This window comes from Propionivibrio sp. (assembly GCF_047602565.1).
Lineage (GTDB): Bacteria > Pseudomonadota > Gammaproteobacteria > Burkholderiales > Rhodocyclaceae > Propionivibrio.
This window is the reverse complement of record NZ_JASGGX010000001.1, coordinates 1,326,397-1,343,511: the sequence shown is the minus strand read 5'-3', so window position 1 is coordinate 1,343,511 and position 17,115 is coordinate 1,326,397. Positions and strand designations below refer to the sequence as shown.

Annotated in this window: 18 protein-coding genes and 1 pseudogene; 15 read left to right on the top strand and 4 right to left on the bottom strand. The window is 66.1% G+C overall.

All coding sequences use genetic code 11. From position 1 onward, the window contains the following. Positions 1-20 precede the first annotated feature (20 nt). From QM701_RS06130 to rquA, 10 genes are all read left to right on the top strand, one after another. A complete protein-coding gene (locus tag QM701_RS06130) occupies positions 21-287 on the top strand; it encodes a hypothetical protein (RefSeq protein WP_415166205.1) in 267 nt (88 codons plus the stop codon). Continuing rightward, complete coding sequence (locus QM701_RS06125; RefSeq protein ID WP_415166204.1) at positions 284-574, top strand: hypothetical protein; 291 nt, start codon at positions 284-286, stop codon at positions 572-574. The genes QM701_RS06130 and QM701_RS06125 overlap by 4 nt, the downstream gene beginning before the upstream one ends. An 18-nt stretch (positions 575-592) precedes the next feature. After that, positions 593-2,257 (top strand): PepSY-associated TM helix domain-containing protein, encoded by a 1,665-nt coding sequence (locus tag QM701_RS06120; protein ID WP_415166203.1) that lies wholly within the window; start codon positions 593-595, stop codon positions 2,255-2,257. Positions 2,258-2,433: 176 nt separating this feature from the next. Continuing rightward, a complete protein-coding gene (gene rpsT / locus QM701_RS06115; RefSeq protein ID WP_415166202.1) occupies positions 2,434-2,700 on the top strand; it encodes a 30S ribosomal protein S20 in 267 nt (88 codons plus the stop codon). Positions 2,701-2,912: 212 nt separating this feature from the next. Next, positions 2,913-4,085: an aspartate aminotransferase family protein gene (locus tag QM701_RS06110; protein WP_415166201.1), complete on the top strand. Its 1,173-nt coding sequence runs from the start codon at positions 2,913-2,915 to the stop codon at positions 4,083-4,085. A 12-nt stretch (positions 4,086-4,097) separates the two neighbouring features. Then, positions 4,098-5,033, top strand: a complete 936-nt coding sequence (gene argF, locus QM701_RS06105; RefSeq protein WP_415166200.1) for an ornithine carbamoyltransferase — start codon at positions 4,098-4,100, stop codon at positions 5,031-5,033. Between the two features lie 55 nt (positions 5,034-5,088). Continuing rightward, entirely contained in the window at positions 5,089-5,400 is a 312-nt protein-coding gene (locus QM701_RS06100; protein WP_415166199.1) for a pyrimidine/purine nucleoside phosphorylase, read from the top strand. A 10-nt stretch (positions 5,401-5,410) separates the two neighbouring features. After that, positions 5,411-5,905, top strand: a complete 495-nt coding sequence (locus QM701_RS06095; protein ID WP_415166198.1) for a YajQ family cyclic di-GMP-binding protein — start codon at positions 5,411-5,413, stop codon at positions 5,903-5,905. A 206-nt stretch (positions 5,906-6,111) separates the two neighbouring features. Next, positions 6,112-9,123 (top strand): DEAD/DEAH box helicase, encoded by a 3,012-nt coding sequence (locus QM701_RS06090; RefSeq protein WP_415166197.1) that lies wholly within the window; start codon positions 6,112-6,114, stop codon positions 9,121-9,123. Between the two features lie 197 nt (positions 9,124-9,320). Next, positions 9,321-10,031 carry a rhodoquinone biosynthesis methyltransferase RquA gene (gene rquA / locus QM701_RS06085; RefSeq protein WP_415166196.1) on the top strand — a complete coding sequence of 237 codons (711 nt, stop codon included), beginning with the start codon at positions 9,321-9,323 and terminating at the stop codon, positions 10,029-10,031. 72 nt (positions 10,032-10,103) lie between these two features. On the opposite strand, the gene QM701_RS06080 is transcribed toward rquA, so the two are convergent. Next, the gene (locus QM701_RS06080) at positions 10,104-10,829 is read right to left on the bottom strand and encodes a type 1 glutamine amidotransferase (RefSeq protein WP_415166195.1); all 726 of its coding nucleotides are present in this window, start codon (positions 10,827-10,829) and stop codon (positions 10,104-10,106) included. A 91-nt stretch (positions 10,830-10,920) separates the two neighbouring features. On the opposite strand from QM701_RS06080, the gene QM701_RS06075 reads away from it, so the two are divergent. From QM701_RS06075 to QM701_RS06065, 3 genes are read left to right on the top strand one after another with little or no spacing between them, the layout of a single operon-like run. Beyond that, a complete protein-coding gene (locus QM701_RS06075) occupies positions 10,921-11,523 on the top strand; it encodes a TIGR02281 family clan AA aspartic protease (RefSeq protein WP_415166194.1) in 603 nt (200 codons plus the stop codon). A gap of 9 nt (positions 11,524-11,532) precedes the next feature. Further along, positions 11,533-11,796, top strand: coding sequence for a hypothetical protein (locus QM701_RS06070; RefSeq protein WP_415166193.1), 264 nt, complete (start codon positions 11,533-11,535; stop codon positions 11,794-11,796). Between the two features lie 40 nt (positions 11,797-11,836). After that, positions 11,837-12,421 (top strand): CoA pyrophosphatase, encoded by a 585-nt coding sequence (locus QM701_RS06065; RefSeq protein ID WP_415166192.1) that lies wholly within the window; start codon positions 11,837-11,839, stop codon positions 12,419-12,421. A 67-nt stretch (positions 12,422-12,488) separates the two neighbouring features. Here the strand turns inward: QM701_RS06065 and clpA are convergent. Together clpA and clpS are read right to left on the bottom strand one after the other, a co-directional pair. Beyond that, positions 12,489-14,739 (bottom strand): annotated as a pseudogene (gene clpA, locus QM701_RS06060) (ATP-dependent Clp protease ATP-binding subunit ClpA); the annotation flags it as partial. After that, on the bottom strand, positions 14,740-15,051 hold the full coding sequence (clpS, locus tag QM701_RS06055) for an ATP-dependent Clp protease adapter ClpS (protein ID WP_415166191.1): 312 nt from the start codon (positions 15,049-15,051) through the stop codon (positions 14,740-14,742). A 222-nt stretch (positions 15,052-15,273) separates the two neighbouring features. On the opposite strand from clpS, the gene QM701_RS06050 reads away from it, so the two are divergent. Then, on the top strand, positions 15,274-15,477 hold the full coding sequence (locus QM701_RS06050) for a cold-shock protein (RefSeq protein ID WP_415166190.1): 204 nt from the start codon (positions 15,274-15,276) through the stop codon (positions 15,475-15,477). Here QM701_RS06050 and QM701_RS06045 read toward each other — a convergent pair. Continuing rightward, on the bottom strand, positions 15,464-15,625 hold the full coding sequence (locus tag QM701_RS06045) for a hypothetical protein (RefSeq protein ID WP_415166189.1): 162 nt from the start codon (positions 15,623-15,625) through the stop codon (positions 15,464-15,466). The genes QM701_RS06050 and QM701_RS06045 overlap by 14 nt on opposite strands. On the opposite strand from QM701_RS06045, the gene QM701_RS06040 reads away from it, so the two are divergent. Continuing rightward, the gene (locus QM701_RS06040) at positions 15,624-17,102 is read left to right on the top strand and encodes a M48 family metalloprotease (protein WP_415166188.1); all 1,479 of its coding nucleotides are present in this window, start codon (positions 15,624-15,626) and stop codon (positions 17,100-17,102) included. The genes QM701_RS06045 and QM701_RS06040 overlap by 2 nt on opposite strands. Positions 17,103-17,115 lie beyond the last annotated feature (13 nt).

Sequence of the window (17,115 nt, the reverse complement as noted above, 5' to 3'; positions counted from 1 at the left end):
ATTCCACGGGATTCCTGAAAATGAGCGAACTGTTCGTCGTGGGGCTGGCCTTGCTGCCGTTCGGCTGCGCCGGCATTTACCTGGCGTCGCCGAACCAGCGCTGGCTGGAGCGTGCCCGGCCGGCTGGAAGGCCGGCGGGCTGCCTGCTGCTGGCAGCCGGGCTGGCCGCCCTGTGGCGGGACATGCAGGGCGTCGCCGCCGTGTTCACCTTCGCCACCGGCCTGATGCTGCTGTTCGTCGCCTTCCCCTATTTCGGCGCGCTGCGCGGCCCGCGGGGGAAATCATGACGCCGGCCAAGCCTGCTCCGATCCGGCGCGACTGGCTGTCCAAGACGCTGGCCGGCATGCTGCTCGGCTTCACGCTGGCGATGCTGTGCAGCGGCCTGTTCACCGAACTGGCGCCGGGCATGGCTACCAGCATCCGCGGCCAGATAGCCATGTGGATGGTGCCGCCGATCGCCCTGGCCGTGCTCGGCGGCTGCTATTTCTTCACCAGCGGCCGGCTGGCCTGGGCTTGGCTGGCCGGCGCCAACGCGCTGATCCTCGGCCTGCTGGCCGCCGTGCGCCTGCCCTGAAGCGGCAAGGAAAACGCCATGCGTTCCGACTACGTCCGAATCTACAAGGCGGTCCACACCTGGACCGGCATCCTCTCCGGCATGGCCCTGTTCATCGCCTTCTACGCCGGCGCCCTGACCGTCTTCAAGGAACCGCTGGCGCGCTGGGCCTCGCCGCCGGCGGCCGGCGCCGCCGCCGTGCCGCTGGAAGACGCGCCGGCGCTGATCGCCCAGGTGCTGGCCAGCCGGCCCGACGCCGCCCGCGATTTCCGGCTGCACCTGCAGGCCGCCGAGCACGTGCCGGCCCGCCTGAGCTGGCACGTCCGCGAAGCGGACGCCGACGACCACGACGCCTCGTCGGCCCGCCACTACACCGCGACGCTGGAGGCCGACGGTACGGCGCGGGTGGACGAAGCCCGTCCGGCGCAGGTCGGCGCCTTCATCGACGTGCTGCATCGCGTCGTCGGCCTGCCCTTCGACACCGACCCGAACCGCTGGGTGATGGGCGTCGTCGCCGCGCTCTATACGCTGGCGTTGATCTCCGGTGTCGTCGTGCTGCTGCCCTCGCTGGTCAAGGACTTCTTCGCGCTGCGCGTGGGGCGGAACCTCAAGCGCATGTGGCTGGACGCGCACAACGTGGTCGGCATCGTCAGCCTGCCGTTCCATCTGGTCATGGCGCTGACCGCGGTGGTGTTCGCCTTCCACGACGGCATCTATCACCTGCAGGACCGGATGTTCCACGACGGCAAGCTGACCGCCGCCTTCGCCGGCGGCGGGCGCGGCAAGGCGCCGCCGGGACCCGCGCGCGATCCCGCCAGCCTGCTGGCGCCGGCGGAACTGCTGGCCCGCGTGCACGAACTCTCGCCCGGTTTCGCGCCGAACGCGCTGCAATATCTGAATACGACCAGCCCGCGCGCCGTCGTCCGGGTGTGGGGCCACGACGCGGCGGCGCTGTCGCCGCGCGCGGCCGGCGGCTTCGTGGCGATCGATCCGTACGACGGCCGCATCGTCAGCGCCGACTACCTGCCCGGCCGCCAGGACGGTGCGCACACGCTGGTCAGCAGCTTCTTCGCCGCGCATTTCGCCACCTTCGGCGGCACGCCGGTGCAATGGGCCTATTTCCTGCTCGGGCTGGCCGGCGCCTGGCTGTTCTACAGCGGCAACCTGCTGTGGATCGAGAGCCGCCGCCGCAAGGCCGCGCGCGACGGCGGCGCGGCGCCGGAACAGCGCCGCGACGTCCGCCTGCTCGCCGCGGCGACGGTCGGCGTCTGCCTGGGCTGCGTCGCCGGCGTCTCGGCCACCATCGTCGCCGGCAAATGGCTGTCCGGGCAGGTTGCCGACCTCGGCGCCTGGCACCGCTACGTCTATTACGCGGTGTTCTTCGCCGGCGTCGGCTGGGCCTTCCTGCGCGGCGCCGCGCGGGCCTCCGTGCACCTGCTGGTCGCCGCCGCGCTGTTTACTTTCATGATCCCGCTGACCACGCTGCTCGCCTGGCTCTTCCCGGCGCTCGGCCTGTGGGCGCACGGCAGTCCGGCCAGCCTGGGCGTCAACGCCACGGCGCTGGCCGGCGGCCTGTGCTTCCTGGGGATGGCCCGCGCCACCGCGCGCCGGTTGGCGAACGGCCCGGCCGACAGCGTCTGGTCGCCGGCCGGGCACGCCGCGCCGGCCGAAGCCGCCGCGGACGCGCCGGTCAGGGCGTCCTGAACCCGGCGGATCGCCGGCGCGCCCACCGTGCCGCCGCCCAGGCCGGCGATCCACGCCACTCCGCCAGCCGAGCCCTGCCACATTCGTGCGATCGCCTTGATCGCTTGCCTTCCTCCCGCCAAGTTTGTAGAATCGCGGGTTTCCGTAACTCAACAGCTTTTTCCGAGGATCAATTCATGGCCAACAGCGCACAAGCCCGCAAGCGTGCCCGTCAAGCCGTCAAGCAACGCGCCCACAACGCCAGCCTGCGCTCCACCCTGCGTACGGCCGTCAAGCGTGTGCAGAAGGCGATTGTCGCTGGCGACAAGGCGGCCGCCCAAAGCATTTTCCAGGAATCGGTGTCGGTGATCGACCGCATCGCGGACAAGAAGATCATCCACAAGAACAAGGCCTCCCGCCACAAGAGCCGCCTGTCGGCGCAGATCAAGGCGCTCGCCGCCTGATCGTCCGGGAACGCCGGAGCCTGATTCGACGGCGCCTGCGGGCGCCGTTTGTCTTGGCCGTCCGGCTATACAATCCCCACGTTTTCCCATAGAATTTCCCTTCCTGCATTTCCGGCTGGCGGCGTGTTCCACGCAGGTGCCGGCAGGCGGCGATGGGTTCCGGCGGCGCAAGCCGCCGTTTCATTTATGCACCTCAGCTTTAGGGGTTGAAGATGTCGCACGTGATGAATACCTATGCGCGCTTGCCGGTGGCGTTCAGCCACGGCAACGGCAGCCGGCTCACCGATACCGGGGGCAAGGCGTATCTCGACGCCTTGTCGGGAATCGCCGTCAATACGCTGGGGCACAACCATCCGGCCCTGGTCGCGGCGATCTCGGCGCAGGCGGGCCGCCTGCTGCATACCTCCAACATCTACCGCATGCCGCAGCAGGAGCGGCTGGCGGACAAGCTGGCCGAGCTGTCCGGAATGGACGAGGTGTTCTTCTGCAACTCGGGCTGCGAGGCCAACGAGGCGGCGATCAAGCTGGCGCGTTTCTACGGGCACCGGCAGGACATCGACAATCCGGCGATCATCGTCATGGAGCATTCGTTCCACGGCCGCACCCTGGCCACGCTGTCGGCGACGGGCAGCCGCAAGGTCCAGGCGGGCTTCGAGCCGCTGGTGGCCGGCTTCGTGCGCGTGCCGTTCAACGATCTTGAGGCGGTGCGCGCGATCGGCGAGCACAACAAGAACGTCGTCGCGGTGATGCTGGAGATCGTCCAGGGCGAGGGCGGCGTCTACGTCGCCGACCTGGAGTACCAGCGCGGCCTGCGCAAACTGTGCGACGAGAACGGCTGGCTGATGATCTGCGACGAGGTGCAGTGCGGTATGGGGCGGACCGGCACCTGGTTCGGCTTCCAGCACGCCGGCATCCGCCCGGACGTGGTCACCCTGGCCAAGGGCCTCGCGGGCGGCGTGCCGATCGGCGCCTGCCTGGCGGCCGGCAAGGCGGCGTGGCTGTTCCAGCCGGGCAACCACGGCTCGACCTTCGGCGGCAACCAGCTGGCGACCACGGCGGCGCTGACCACCCTCGAAGTGGTCGAGAAGGAAAACCTGCTGGTCAACGCGGTGTCCGTCGGCGAAGTCGTCCGCGAGGGATTGGCGCAGGCGCTGTCCGGCGTGCCGGGCGTCGTCGGCATCCGCGGCATGGGCCTGATGATCGGCATCGAGCTCGATCGCCCGTGCGGCGAACTGGTGCAGCGCGGCCTCGACGCCGGGCTGCTGATCAACGTTACCGCCGAGCGGGTCGTGCGTCTGCTGCCCGCCCTGAATTTCAGCGCGGACGAGGGCCGCGAGCTGGTCGAACGGCTCTCGGCGCTGATCCGCGCCTTCCTTGCTTCCTGAGCGGAGGTGGATATGACCACCGTCAAGCCGGCCGTCAGGCATTACCTGCAGTTCAACGACTTCACCCGCGACGAATACGCCTACCTGTTCGACCGCACGCGCTGGATCAAGGCGCAGTTCAAGGCCTACCAGCGCTACTGGCCGCTGAGCGACCGCACGCTGGTGATGATCTTCGAGAAGGCCAGCACGCGCACGCGCCTGTCGTTCGAGGCGGGCATCCAGCAGCTCGGCGGCATGGCCATCTACCTGAACACCCGCGATTCGCAGCTGGGGCGAGGCGAGCCGGTCGAGGACGCGGCGCAGGTGATCTCGCGCATGAGCGACCTGGTGATGATCCGCACCTTCGAGCAGACCATCGTCGAGCGTTTCGCGGCGAATTCGCGCGTGCCGGTGATCAACGGGCTGACCAACGAATACCACCCGTGCCAGATCATGGCCGACATCTTCACCTACATCGAGCATCGCGGCGCGATCCAGGGCAAGACGGTGGCCTGGATCGGTGATTCGAACAACGTCTGCAACACCTGGCTGCAGGCGGGCGAGGTGCTGGGCTTCAACGTGCACGTGGCGACCCCGCCCGGCTACGAGGTCGAGCCGGAACGCGCCGGCCTGCACGGCACCGGGCACTTCCGGCAGTTTTCCGACCCGATGGAGGCCGCGCGCGGCGCCGACATCGTGACCACCGACGTGTGGACCTCGATGGGCTTCGAAGCGGAGAACGAGGCGCGCCTGCGCGATTTCGCCGATTACCAGGTCGACGGCGAGATGATGCGCGCCGCCAATCCCGACGCCATCTTCCTGCACTGCCTGCCGGCGCACCGGGGCGAGGAGGTCACGGCCGAGGTGATCGACGGGCCGCAGAGCTTCGTCTGGGACGAGGCGGAGAACCGCATGCACGTGCAGAAGGCGCTGATGGAGTTCCTCCTCCTCGGCCGGGTGAGTTCCTGAACACAGGCCAACGTCGTCGCCCGGTCGGCGATCGCAAATTTATGGAAAAGCAACCATGTCCCAATTCGACAACGTAAGCGTTCTCAAACAGGCCAACGTCTATTTCGACGGCAAGTGCGTCAGCCATACCGTGGTGTTGGCCGACGGCACGAAGAAGAGCGTCGGCGTCATCCTGCCGTCGTCGCTGGTGTTCAACACCGGCGCGCCCGAGCGCATGGAAGGCGTCGGCGGCAGCTGCCGCGTGCGCCTCAAGGGCGAGAGCGAATGGAAGACGTACGCGGCCGGCCAGTCGTTCAGCGTGCCGGGCGACTCGTCGTTCGAGATCGCCTGCGACGAGCCGTACCACTACGTCTGCCATTTCGGCTGAGGCCGCCGCCATGCCATCCTTCGATTTTTCCTCGGAAGCCGACCTCGTCGCGCTGAAAAACGCCATCGACGTGACCAGCCGCCAGATCGACGCGCGCTACGATTTCAAGGGCACGTCGGCCAAGGTCGAGCTCAACGAGAAGGACAAGATCATCACGCTGCACGGGGATTCCGACTTCCAGCTCGGCCAGATCAAGGACATCCTGTTCCCGGCCATGGAAAAGAAGGAAAAGGAAAGCGTCAAGCGCCTCGATCACCAGGCCGTGCAGAAGATCTCGGGCAACAAGGTCAAGCAGGAACTGAAGATCAAGATCGGCATCGAGAGCGAACTGGCGAAGAAGATCGTCAAGCTGGTCAAGGACTCCAAGCTGAAGGTCCAGGCCACGATCCAGGGCGACACCGTCCGGGTGAGCGGCGCCAAGCGCGACGAACTGCAGGCCTGCATCGCCACGGTGACCAAGGCGATCACGGACTACCCGATCAAGTACGGCAATTTCCGCGACTAGCGGACCCCTTATCCTGCCCGTCCGCGGGGCGCGCGCCGTCGCCGCGAAGGCCGGCGGCGCCCGCGCCGGGCGCCGGCGATCTCTCGTTCGCCTCGCCAGCCCTCCATAAATGGAATAAACTGTCGCGTTTGGCCTGCCGGGCGGCGAAGCCGGCGGCGTGATTTTTTTGCCGTATCGTGCCGTTCGCCGGGCGGATGTCGTTATTCATGTCAACGAAGGTTGTTGAAGATCTGAGTGAAAAGGAAGCCGGTGCTCCGGCCGGACTCTCGTGGGCGGAGGAATTGCGGCGCGTGTCGCTGGCGGTGAGCCAGAGCAGCAGCAAACCGGCGTCGAGCCGCCATCAGCTTTTCTATCTGCTGCACTGGACGCCCGATGCCAGCCGTTTCGGGATCACCGTGCATCGCGGGCGCGATCTGGAGGACGCCGAAGCGTGGCGGGACATCGACCGCGCGCTCGTCAAGCCGCCGCCTTTCGTGACCGAGCAGGATCTCGACATCCTGAACATGCTGCGCGAGGCGGGCATGGACGACGGCGGCCTGCAGGCCTTCGCGCTGCGCGGCGCGCAGGCCGGCGAGCTCCTGCAGCGCCTGCTGCGGACCGGGCGCCTAGCCCTGTCCACCGATCTTTCGCCCCTGCTTCCCGGCGAAGCGAGGCCGGGCAGCTTCGGCTGGCGGATCGACCCGCAGGGATGCCAGCGTCCTTGTTTCAAGGCGCTTGCGGAATCCAGCCTGGCCCTGCCGCTGCTCCCCCCGTGGTACGTCGATCTCGACCGGGGCCTGGTCGGTCCGCTGGAGATTCCCGGCGATCCTGTCGTCATCGCCCGCCTGTTCTCGCTGCCGCCGCTGCCGGACAAGCGGGCCGCGCTGGTGGCCGAGATGCTCGCCGAACTGGCGCCGGATCTGCCGCCGCCGGACGCCAACGCCCAGGCGTCGCTGCGCCGCATCGTCGCCGAGCCGCGTCCCGTGCTGCGCCTGCGCACGCTGGAGACGCACGGCCATGCGGCCTGGCGCGACTACCTCGAAACGCCGGATACCGTCGGCTTCGACGTGGCCTTGCCGAGCTTCCGCTATGGCGAGGCCGAAGTCGGGATCGGCGACGAGCAGGTGTTCGTCGCGCTCGAGGACGGCGAAACGGTGCGCGTCGAACGGCGGCCCGACCTGGAAAACGCCTTCGTCGAGGCCCTGGCCGGGGCCGGCCTGCAGCCCGTTCCCGCCGCCCTGCTGCGCACCGTCGGTCGCTCGCCGGACGCGATGTACGCGCTGGCCGCCGAGGTGCGCTGGGCGGATTTCATGCAAGGCGGGTGCAACGCGCTGCGCGCGGCGGGATGGGAGATCGAATTCGACGAGGAATTCCGGCATCACGCCCTGCAGGTCAACGCCTGGGACGCGGAGCTGCTCCCCTCCGAAAACGGCTGGTTCGCGCTCGACATGGGCATCGTGGTCGAAGGCGAGCGGCTGCCGCTGGCGCCGCTGCTGGCCTCCCTGTTCCAGCGCGACGCGCGCTGGCTGGAGACGGTCGAGCTGCTGAAAATCCCGGACGACGAGGCGATCGAACTGCGCACGCCGACCAACCGGCGCCTGCGCGTGGCGGCGGAACGGCTGAAGCCGCTCGCCGCCACGCTCATCGACCTGTTCGACGGCTTCGACGGCGGCCACCGGCTGCGCATCTCGCGCTTCGACGTGCAGCGCATCAAGGCCCTGCACGACACCAGCCGCTGGCAGTTCCGCGGGCAGGAGGAGATCGTGGCGCTGGCCGACCGCCTGCTGGCCGCGCAGGGCGTGCGCCCCATTGCGCCGCCGGCGGGGCTCGGGCTGGAATTGCGCGAATACCAGAAGGAAGGCGTGGCGTGGCTGCAGTTCCTGCGCGAGCATGAGCTTTCCGGCATCCTCGCCGACGACATGGGGCTCGGCAAGACCGCGCAGGCGCTGGCGCACCTCCTGCTGGAGAAGGAGGCGGGGCGGCTCGACCGGCCGGCGCTGATCGTCCTGCCCACCTCGCTGGTCTTCAACTGGATGAACGAAGCGGCGCGCTTCGCCCCGGCGCTGTCGCTGCTCGCGCTGCAGGGCGTGGACAGGAAGCTCCGCTTCGACGGGATTCCGCGGCACGATGTGGTGCTGACCACCTATCCGCTGCTCTGGCGCGACGCCGCCGAGCTGACCCGCTTCAAATACCACATGCTCATCCTCGACGAGGCGCAGACGGTCAAGAATTCGCGCAGCCAGGGCGCCGAGGTGGTGCGGCGGATCGACGCGCGGCACCGCCTGTGCCTGACCGGCACGCCGCTGGAGAACCACCTGGGCGAGCTGTGGAGCCAGTTCGACTTCCTGCTGCCGGGTTTCCTGGGCGACGCCAATACCTTCGCCCGGTACTGGCGCACGCCGATCGAGAAACAGGGCGACACGCAGCGGCGCGACCTGCTGGCGCAGCGCATCCGCCCGTTCATCCTGCGGCGGCGCAAGGAGGAAGTGGCGCCCGAGCTGCCGCCGAAGACGGTCATCCTGCGCAAGGTCGAACTGACCGGCGGCCAGCGCGACCTCTACGAGGCGGTGCGCGCCTCGATGGACGTGATGGTGCGCGAGGAAATCGCCAGCAAGGGCTTCGGGCGCAGCCAGATCGTCATCCTCGATGCCCTGCTCAAGCTGCGCCAGGTCTGCTGCGATCCCCGGCTGGTCAAGGTGCCGATCGCCCAGAAGGTCAAGGAGCGCGCCAAGCTCGACCTGCTGATGACCATGGTGCCGGAACTCGTCGACGAGGGGCGGCGGATCCTCGTCTTCTCCCAGTTCACCGGCATGCTGGCGCTGGTCGAGCAGGAGATGAAGCGCGCCGGCATCGATTACGAGCTGCTCACCGGCGACACCACCGACCGGGAACGCCCGGTGTGCCGTTTCCAGGCCGGCGAGGTGCCGGTGTTCCTGGTCAGCCTGAAGGCGGGCGGCGTCGGCCTCAACCTGACTTCCGCCGATACGGTGATCCACTACGATCCGTGGTGGAATCCGGCGGCGGAGAACCAGGCCACCGACCGCGCACACCGCATCGGCCAGGACAAGCCCGTGTTCGTTTACAAGCTGATCGTGGCCGGCAGCATCGAGGAGAAAATCCTCGCGCTGCAGGAGCGCAAGGCCGATCTCGCCGACGGAATCCTGTCGGCGGACAGCAACGCCGTGCTCAAGTTCGGCGAGGACGACATCGCCGCGCTGTTCGCCCCGCTGCCCTCCTGACAGGGCTCGGGCGCGGCGAGAGCCATGAAAGCAAAGGGATTTGCCTTCCATTCATCAGCTTCCCCTGTTTGACCGTGCGGCGAGGCTTGGAGGATAATCGCTTTTTTTGTGCCCCTCCCGCCCCTCCGCCGCATTTCCCGCGGCCGCCCCGCGCCGATCGCACCCGTTCCAGAATTTGCATAGATAGGACAGAGAAAATGACCAAGAACCACTCGTCACTTGCCATCGATCCTTATTACGATGGCGTTCCCGAGTACATGACCGAAGTGTATGACTGGGCGTATGTCGATCCGAAGTGGGTGCGCGCGCTGGATCACAACTGGGTCGTCCGCGTTCTCCTGTTCCTCAACGACCAGCGCCTGATGCGCGCCTACCTGGACGAGATCAAGGAAGGCATGCGCGTCTGGCAGGTGGCCCATGTGTACGGGGACCTGGTCACGCGCGTCGCCAGGAAGGTCGGCCCCAAGGGGGTTTTCCATCTGACCGACATCACGCCCGTGCAGATCGAGCACGGCACCCGCAAGCTGGCCGGCATGGACTGGACCAAGGTCATCCGCGCCGACGCCGCCAGCTTCAACTTCGCGGAGCAGGATTCGTACGACCTGATCTGCAGCTTCTTCCTGCTGCACGAGGTGCCCGAGGAGAAGAAGCACGAAATCGTCAATCACATGCTGGCCAAACTGCCCAAGGGCAGCAAGGCGGTGTTCGTCGACTACCACAACCCGGCGTGGTGGCAGCCGATCCGCTACATCCTCAAGGTGGTCAACCGCTATCTCGAACCGTTCGCCGAAACCATGTGGAAGAACGAAATCCGGCATTACGCGCGCAAGGCCGACCAGTTCACCTGGCGCAAGCGGACCTTCTTCGCCGGCGTCTACCAATGCGTGGTCGTCGAGCACAAGTCCTGATGCATTGAGCGCGCGCCTCCGGCGCGGCGGCTGCGAAGAAAACGGCGGCGATGATCATCGCCGTTTTTTTGCTCAGTCGCGCGCGAGGCCGCGAATCCACACCGCATACAACTGATCGGCCAGACGGCGCATGGCGGGCAGCCGGTCGGGCGTCTGCCGCCGCATTTCCTCCGGCGTCTGCACGCTTTCCGGCAGGGGCGCGAGGCCCTGCGTTTCGCCGTCCCAGCCCTTGTTCCACGTCTCGATCATGGCCTCGGTCATCTCCACGTGGCATTGCATGCCGAGGTGCGGCCCCAGCGCGAACATCTGGTTGGCGCAGAACGGGCCGCTCAGCAGGCGCACCGCGCCGGGCGGGATGCTGAAGGTCTCCCCGTGCCAATGGAAGACCGTGGCCAGCCTCGCCTCGTCAACGGCGGCAGCGAACCAGCGCTCCGCCTCCGGGCTCCGGTCAACATGGACCGTCCCCCAGCCGATTTCCTTGACCGGGTTCTTCGTAACCTGGCCGCCGAGCGCCTTGCTCATCAACTGGCCGCCGAGGCAATGCCCGATCACCGGCAGGCCGCCGGCGACGGCCGCGCGGATCAGCGCGCAGCTTTGCCCGATCCACGGCAAGGGGTCGTTCACGCTGACCGGGCCGCCCATCAGGCAGAGGCCGGAAAACGGAGCGACGGAGTCCGGTACGGGCTCGCCGTCATCGATCTTGATCAGCCGCCAGGGAATCGAGTGCCGGTCGAGGAATGTGGCAAAATAGCCCGGACCTTCCGTTCGGGTGTGACGAAAAATGGCGATGGGTTTCATGGCGCGGATTTTCGGGATGACAGAGCCTGATGCCAGGCCGGATTCCAATTCTAAACGAAATATCTTGCGAGACCTCTGTCTGGCGGCCGGGTTGTGGCCTTTCGTTGTGTGCGGCGCGGACGTCGGGCTGGCGGGCCTGTTTCCCGGCAAGGCCCTGCTGACCATCAATGGCGGCGCCCCGCGCATCGTCGCCGTCGGCACCCGGACCGCCGAAGGCGTCGGCGTCGTCGCCATCGAAGGCGAAACGGCGACCATCGAGGTCAACGGCAAAAGGCGCGTGCTGCGCGTCGGCCAGAACGTCGCCGCGCAGCCTTCGGGTGCCGGCCCGGCCAGCGTGGTGCTGACCGCCGACGCGCGCGGGCACTTTTTCACCACCGGCAACATCAACGGGACGAGCGTCCGCTTCCTGGTCGATACCGGCGCCTCGATGGTGTCCATCGGCGCCGGCGACGCGCGGCGGATGGGGATCGACCCCGGCAAGGGCGTGCCGGGGATCGTCAACACCGCCAACGGACAGGCTCAGGTGTCCCGGGTTAAACTCAACTCCGTGCGGGTCGGCGACGTCGTACTGAACAACGTCAACGCGCTGGTGCACCAGCATGACCTGCCGGTGACGCTGCTGGGCATGAGTTTCCTCAATCGCATGGAAATGCAGCGAAGCGGGGACACCATGACCTTGACCAAACGCTACTAGGAGGGCTCCATGCCGCATCGTGACCAGGAAATAGCCATGCTGCGCCGCCAGCTCGAAATATTGATGGGGGAGCGGCAGGGACTGCTGCGCGTCGTGGGCGCGAGCGCCGTGCTGATCGCCAGCCTGGACAGCAAGCGCCTGCCGGTGGGAGCCGTCGAGGCGGCCGACCAGCTGGCCACGTCGATCAATCTGTTGCCGGAAGAAAGCCTCAGGGATGCCCTGAGTTCCGTTAACGCCGAAATCGAGGAAGAGGACCCTGTTCCAGGAGAATGACGCAGCCGGCGAGGCGGCGCCGCTCGGCGCTCCTGCCAGTGTGAATCTCGACCGCCTGCGTGCGGCCCTGCTGCGCCGACCGGCCAGTGCCGAGCCCGTCGTCGAGACGGGAGCGGAAACGCAGGCGCTGGTCGCGGCGTCGGTGCTCTTTCCGATTGTCCTGCGCGAGGGCGGCCCGACCGTCCTGCTGACGCAGCGCACCGAACACCTGCGCGACCACGCAGGCCAGATCAGCTTCCCGGGCGGGCGCGCCGAGCCGGGCGACCTTTCGCCGGAATACACGGCCTTGCGCGAGGCGGAGGAGGAGATCGGCCTGGCGTCCCGCCATGTCGAGGTCGCCGGCTTCCTGCCGGAATACCGGACCGTGACCGGCTACCGGATCACTCCCGTGGTCGGCTTCCTGACGCCTCCGTTCACCCTGCGGCCCGACTCTTCGGAAGTGGCGGAGGTTTTCGAGGTGCCCCTGGCCTTTCTGCTCGACCCGGCCAATCACCAGCGCCGCTCGCGCGAATATCAGGGAACGACGCGCTACTTCTTCGCCATGCCCTACGGACGGCACTACATATGGGGCGCGACGGCCGGGATCATCGTCTCCCTGGCGCGGGCGATGGCCGCCTTAGAATAATCCATCCTCCGGCCGCGCCTTCGCGCGAACCGGAGGGAGGTCCCTGCCGATCGACGGCTAGTTCGACGGCTTCCGCTTCCTCGGCAAACACCAGCCGCACCTTGCCTTCGTCGTCCACATCGACCGTGACGTGGCCGCCGCTGGCCAGCCGACCGAACAGCAGTTCGTCGGCCAGCGCCGCGCGGATCGTGTCCTGGATCAGCCGGGCCATCGGCCGGGCGCCCATCAGCGGGTCGAAGCCGTTGCTCGCCAGATGCTCCTTCAGGCGATCGGAGAAGACCGCTTCCACCTTCTTCTCGTGCAGCTGTTCCTCCAGCTGCATCAGGAACTTGTCAACGACGCGCAGAATGATCTCGTGGTCGAGCGCCTTGAACGAAATGATCGCGTCCAGCCGGTTGCGGAACTCCGGCGTGAACAGGCGCTTGATCTCGCCCATCTCGTCGCCCGCCTCGCGCTTGCCGGTGAAGCCCATCGTCAACTTCTGGATCGCTTCCTGGCCGGCGTTGGTGGTCATGATGATCACCACGTTGCGGAAGTCCGCCTTGCGCCCGTTGTTGTCGGTCAAGGTGCCATGGTCCATGACCTGCAGCAGGATGTTGTAGATGTCCGGGTGCGCCTTTTCGATCTCGTCGAGCAGCAGCACGCAGTAGGGCTTCTTGGTGACCGCCTCGGTCGAACTGGCCGCCCTGGTCGAACCCGACGTAGCCCGGCGGCGCGCCGATCAGGCGGGACACGGCGTGCCGTTCCAGGTACTCCGACATGTCGAAGCGCAGCAGTTCCACGCCCATGCAGTAGGCGAGCTGCTTGGCGACCTCGGTCTTGCCGACGCCGGTCGGCCCGGAGAACAGGAAGCAGCCGATCGGCTTGCCCGGCGTGCCGAGGCCGGAGCGGGCCATCTTGATGGATTTCGCCAGCGCGTCGATCGCCGGGTCCTGCCCGAAGACGACGGCCTTGAGGTCGCGGTCGAGGTTCTTCAGCGCGTGGCGATCGTCGCTCGACACCTGGGCCGACGGAATGCGCGCGATCTTGGCGATGATCTCCTCGATGTCCTGCTTGCTGATGATCTTCTTCTGCCTGGATTTCGGCAGAATGCGCTGCGCCGCGCCGGCCTCGTCGATGACGTCGATGGCCTTGTCGGGCAGGTGCCGGTCGGTGATGAAGCGCACCGAGAGATCGACCGCCGAGGTGATCGCCGCCGCCGAATACTTGATGCCGTGGTGCGATTCGAAGCGCGATTTCAGCCCCTTCAGGATCTCGATGGTGTCGTTGATCGAAGGTTCGTTGACGTCGATCTTCTGGAAGCGGCGGGACAGCGCGTGGTCCTTCTCGAAGATCACCCGGTACTCGTTGTACGTGGTGGCGCCGATGCACTTCAGCTGGCCGTTGGACAGGGCCGGCTTGAGCAGGTTGGAGGCGTCCAGCGTGCCGCCGGAGGCCGAACCCGCGCCGATCAGCGTGTGGATTTCATCGATGAACAGGATCGCGTTGGGGTTTTCGCTCAATTGCTTGACCACGGCCTTGAGGCGCTGCTCGAAATCACCGCGATACTTGGTCCCAGCCAGCAGCGCGCCCATGTCCAGCGCGTAAACCCGGGCGTTGGCCAAGACCTCGGGAACGTCGTGCTCGACGATCCGCCGGGCCAGCCCTTCGGCGATCGCCGTCTTGCCGACGCCCGCCTCGCCGACCAGCAGCGGGTTGTTCTTGCGCCGCCGGCACAGCGTCTGGATGACGCGCTCCAGTTCGTTGTTCCGCCCGATCAGCGGATCGATCTTGCCCTGCTGCGCCAGGGCGTTCAGGTTGATCGTGTAGCTTTCCAGGGAACCCGGCGCCGCCTGCTGCTCGCTTTCGACTTCGGATTCCGGTTCGCTGCGCGCGGCCTGCTGCGGAATCTTGCTGATGCCGTGCGAGATAAAGTTCACCACGTCGAGACGGGTGATGCCCTGCTTCTGCAGGTAATAGACGGCATGCGAATCCTTCTCGCCGAAGATGGCGACCAGCACGTTGGCCCCGTTGACCTCTTTCTTCCCCGACGACTGCACGTGCAGGATGGCGCGCTGGATGACGCGCTGGAAACCGAGGGTCGGCTGGGTGTCGATGTCGTCCTTGCCTTCGATCGACGGCGTATGCTCGTCGATGAAGCGCGAAATGTCCTTGCGCAGCTGCTCGATGTTCCCGCCGCAGGCGCGCAAGGTCTCGGCGGCCGAGGGGTTGTCGAGCAGCGCCAGCAGAAGATGCTCGACGGTGATGAACTCGTGGCGTTTCTGCCTGGCTTCGACAAAGGCCATGTGCAGACTGACTTCAAGTTCCTGCGCAATCATCTAGTTTTCCTCCATGATGCACGCCAGCGGGTGCTGGTTCTCCCGTGCAAAGCTCAATACCTGCTCGACCTTCGTGGCAGCGACGTCACGTGGATAGACGCCGCATACGCCGCGCCCCTCCATGTGAACTTTGAGCATGATTTGCGTCGCTTGTTCTTGGTTCATCGAAAAAAACTTCTGCAATACATGGACCACGAAGTCCATCGGAGTGAAATCGTCGTTGAGCAGCAATACGGTATACAGCGGCGGCGGTACGAGTTTGGTCCGTCGTGCTTCCAATACTGAGCCTTCGTGCTGATGAGGTTTTGCCATGGTTTCATTGTAGCCAGTCTTAGGGGGTGCGAAAACCGCCGCCATCCGCGTTCTTTTGTGTGAAAAACCACACAATCACGAGGGAGAAGGCGGCAAATGCTTGACGCATCCGACAAAACTAGCGTACAAAGACCGCATGTTTTGGTTTTTTAAGCAGTTAACGAGACCAAGCATGCAAGTCGGGCCTGGCCCGGATCTAGTCTTTTTTAAGGAAGTAGCAATATGGCAACTGGTACTGTCAAGTGGTTTAACGACGCCAAGGGTTTCGGCTTCATCACTCCGGACGATGGCAGCGAAGATCTCTTCGCCCATTTTTCGGCGATAACCATGAGCGGATTCAAGACCCTCAAAGAGGGCGAAAAAGTGTCATTTGATGTCACGCAGGGTCCAAAGGGTAAACAGGCTTCGAATATCACACGTGCTTGATTATTTCGACCACGCTGAAAAAACCCGCCATCGGCGGGTTTTTTTTGTCCACCGTTTTGTCCACCATTCTCGATACAAACCGAAACAGCACCTTCCGGCCGTCTCCGCTATCATAGACGCGAATTTTTCGCGTCAGCCGGATGGTCATGAAGTCGCCGAGTCTCTCCAAACAGCGCCGCGTCCGTGGGGCGGTTCTTGCGCTGATCGCTTGCATTTCGCTCGCGGGCAACGCCCAGGTCAATGATCTGCCCGATCTGGGCGAGTCTGCGCGCGCCGAGCTGTCGCCGCAGACGGAGCGCAAGATCGGCGAGAGCATCATGAACCAGATCCGCCTGCGCGAGCCCAGCTACGTCGACGATCCCGAGATCAACGACTATCTGGCGCAGCTCGGCCGCCGCCTGGTCGAGGCCAGCGCCAATCCGACCGGCGAGTTTCATTTCTTCGCCATTCGCGACAACACGGTGAACGCGTTCGCCATGTTCGGCGGCTACATCGGCGTCAACACCGGAACGGTGCTGACGGCGCAGAGCGAATCGGAACTGGCCGCCGTGCTGGCCCACGAAATCGCCCACGTCACGCAGAACCATCTGGCGCGGCAGATCGCCAAGGAAAAGCAGAACACCATCCCGAGCCTGATCGCCATGGCCATCGGGGTGCTCGCCGCGCGCTCGAACACGTCGGTCGCCGCGGGGGCGATCACTTCGGTACAGGCCGGCATGATTCAGGCGCAGTTGGCCTATTCCAGGGATTTCGAGCGGGAAGCCGACCGGGTGGGTTTTCAATCGTTGGAAAAAGCCGGGTTCGACGTCCATGGCATGAGCGACTTCTTTGAGCGTCTGCAGAAGGCGGGCCGGCTGTACGAGAACAACGCGCCGGTGTATTTCCGCTCGCACCCGCTGACCGTCGAGCGGCTTTCGGACATGCAGAACCGGGCTCAGGATTCGCCGTACCGGCAGGTCGTCAGCAGCCTCGATTTCCACCTCGTGCGCGCCAAGCTGCGGGCGCAGGCCGGGCAGCCGAAAGACGCCGTCGCCGAGTTCGAGCGGGCGCTGCAGGAGAAAAAGTACTCGTCGGAGCCGGCCATGCGCTACGGCCTGGCGTATGCGCTGCTGCGCGCCCGCAACGTGGAAGGCGCCCGGCGCGCCAGCGCTCCGCTGGCCGCGCTGCAGGGGGAGTCGCCGATCCTGGCCGGGCTGGCCGCGTCGATCAAGGAGCAGTCCGGCGATTTCACCGGCGCGCACGAGCTGTACAGGCAGGCGCTGCTGCGTTTTCCGCAGGCCAAGTCGCTGGTGTACGGCTATGCCGATTCGCTTTTCGCGGCACGGTCGTACCAGCAGGCGCTGGCGTTCCTCGAGGGGCAGCTGGTCCGCGATCAAGCGGACTTCAGGCTGTTCGGCCTGCAGGCCAAGACGTATGCGGCGCTGGGCAAGCGCGTGTCGCAGCGCCGCGCGCAGGCCGAGTACTATTTGCTCCAGGGGCAGCTCGGGCCGGCGATCGAGCAGCTTCAGTTCGCCCAGAAGGAAACGGATGGCGATTTCTATGAACTGTCCGCCGTCGATGCGCGGCTGCGCGAGCTGCGCAAGTTGCAGATGGAAGAAGAGAAGAAGGGAAGAAACGGTGGTTAGAACGATTGCATTT

Coding starts and splice junctions, on each gene's coding strand:
- QM701_RS06130 (WP_415166205.1), top strand. CDS start 21: ATGAGCGAACTGTTCGTCGTGGGGCTGGCCTTGCTGCCGTTCGGCTGC.
- QM701_RS06125 (WP_415166204.1), top strand. CDS start 284: ATGACGCCGGCCAAGCCTGCTCCGATCCGGCGCGACTGGCTGTCCAAG.
- QM701_RS06120 (WP_415166203.1), top strand. CDS start 593: ATGCGTTCCGACTACGTCCGAATCTACAAGGCGGTCCACACCTGGACC.
- rpsT (WP_415166202.1), top strand. CDS start 2,434: ATGGCCAACAGCGCACAAGCCCGCAAGCGTGCCCGTCAAGCCGTCAAG.
- QM701_RS06110 (WP_415166201.1), top strand. CDS start 2,913: ATGTCGCACGTGATGAATACCTATGCGCGCTTGCCGGTGGCGTTCAGC.
- argF (WP_415166200.1), top strand. CDS start 4,098: ATGACCACCGTCAAGCCGGCCGTCAGGCATTACCTGCAGTTCAACGAC.
- QM701_RS06100 (WP_415166199.1), top strand. CDS start 5,089: ATGTCCCAATTCGACAACGTAAGCGTTCTCAAACAGGCCAACGTCTAT.
- QM701_RS06095 (WP_415166198.1), top strand. CDS start 5,411: ATGCCATCCTTCGATTTTTCCTCGGAAGCCGACCTCGTCGCGCTGAAA.
- QM701_RS06090 (WP_415166197.1), top strand. CDS start 6,112: ATGTCAACGAAGGTTGTTGAAGATCTGAGTGAAAAGGAAGCCGGTGCT.
- rquA (WP_415166196.1), top strand. CDS start 9,321: ATGACCAAGAACCACTCGTCACTTGCCATCGATCCTTATTACGATGGC.
- QM701_RS06080 (WP_415166195.1), bottom strand. CDS start 10,829: ATGAAACCCATCGCCATTTTTCGTCACACCCGAACGGAAGGTCCGGGC.
- QM701_RS06070 (WP_415166193.1), top strand. CDS start 11,533: ATGCCGCATCGTGACCAGGAAATAGCCATGCTGCGCCGCCAGCTCGAA.
- clpS (WP_415166191.1), bottom strand. CDS start 15,051: ATGGCAAAACCTCATCAGCACGAAGGCTCAGTATTGGAAGCACGACGG.
- QM701_RS06050 (WP_415166190.1), top strand. CDS start 15,274: ATGGCAACTGGTACTGTCAAGTGGTTTAACGACGCCAAGGGTTTCGGC.
- QM701_RS06040 (WP_415166188.1), top strand. CDS start 15,624: ATGAAGTCGCCGAGTCTCTCCAAACAGCGCCGCGTCCGTGGGGCGGTT.
- QM701_RS06045 (WP_415166189.1), bottom strand. CDS start 15,625: ATGACCATCCGGCTGACGCGAAAAATTCGCGTCTATGATAGCGGAGAC.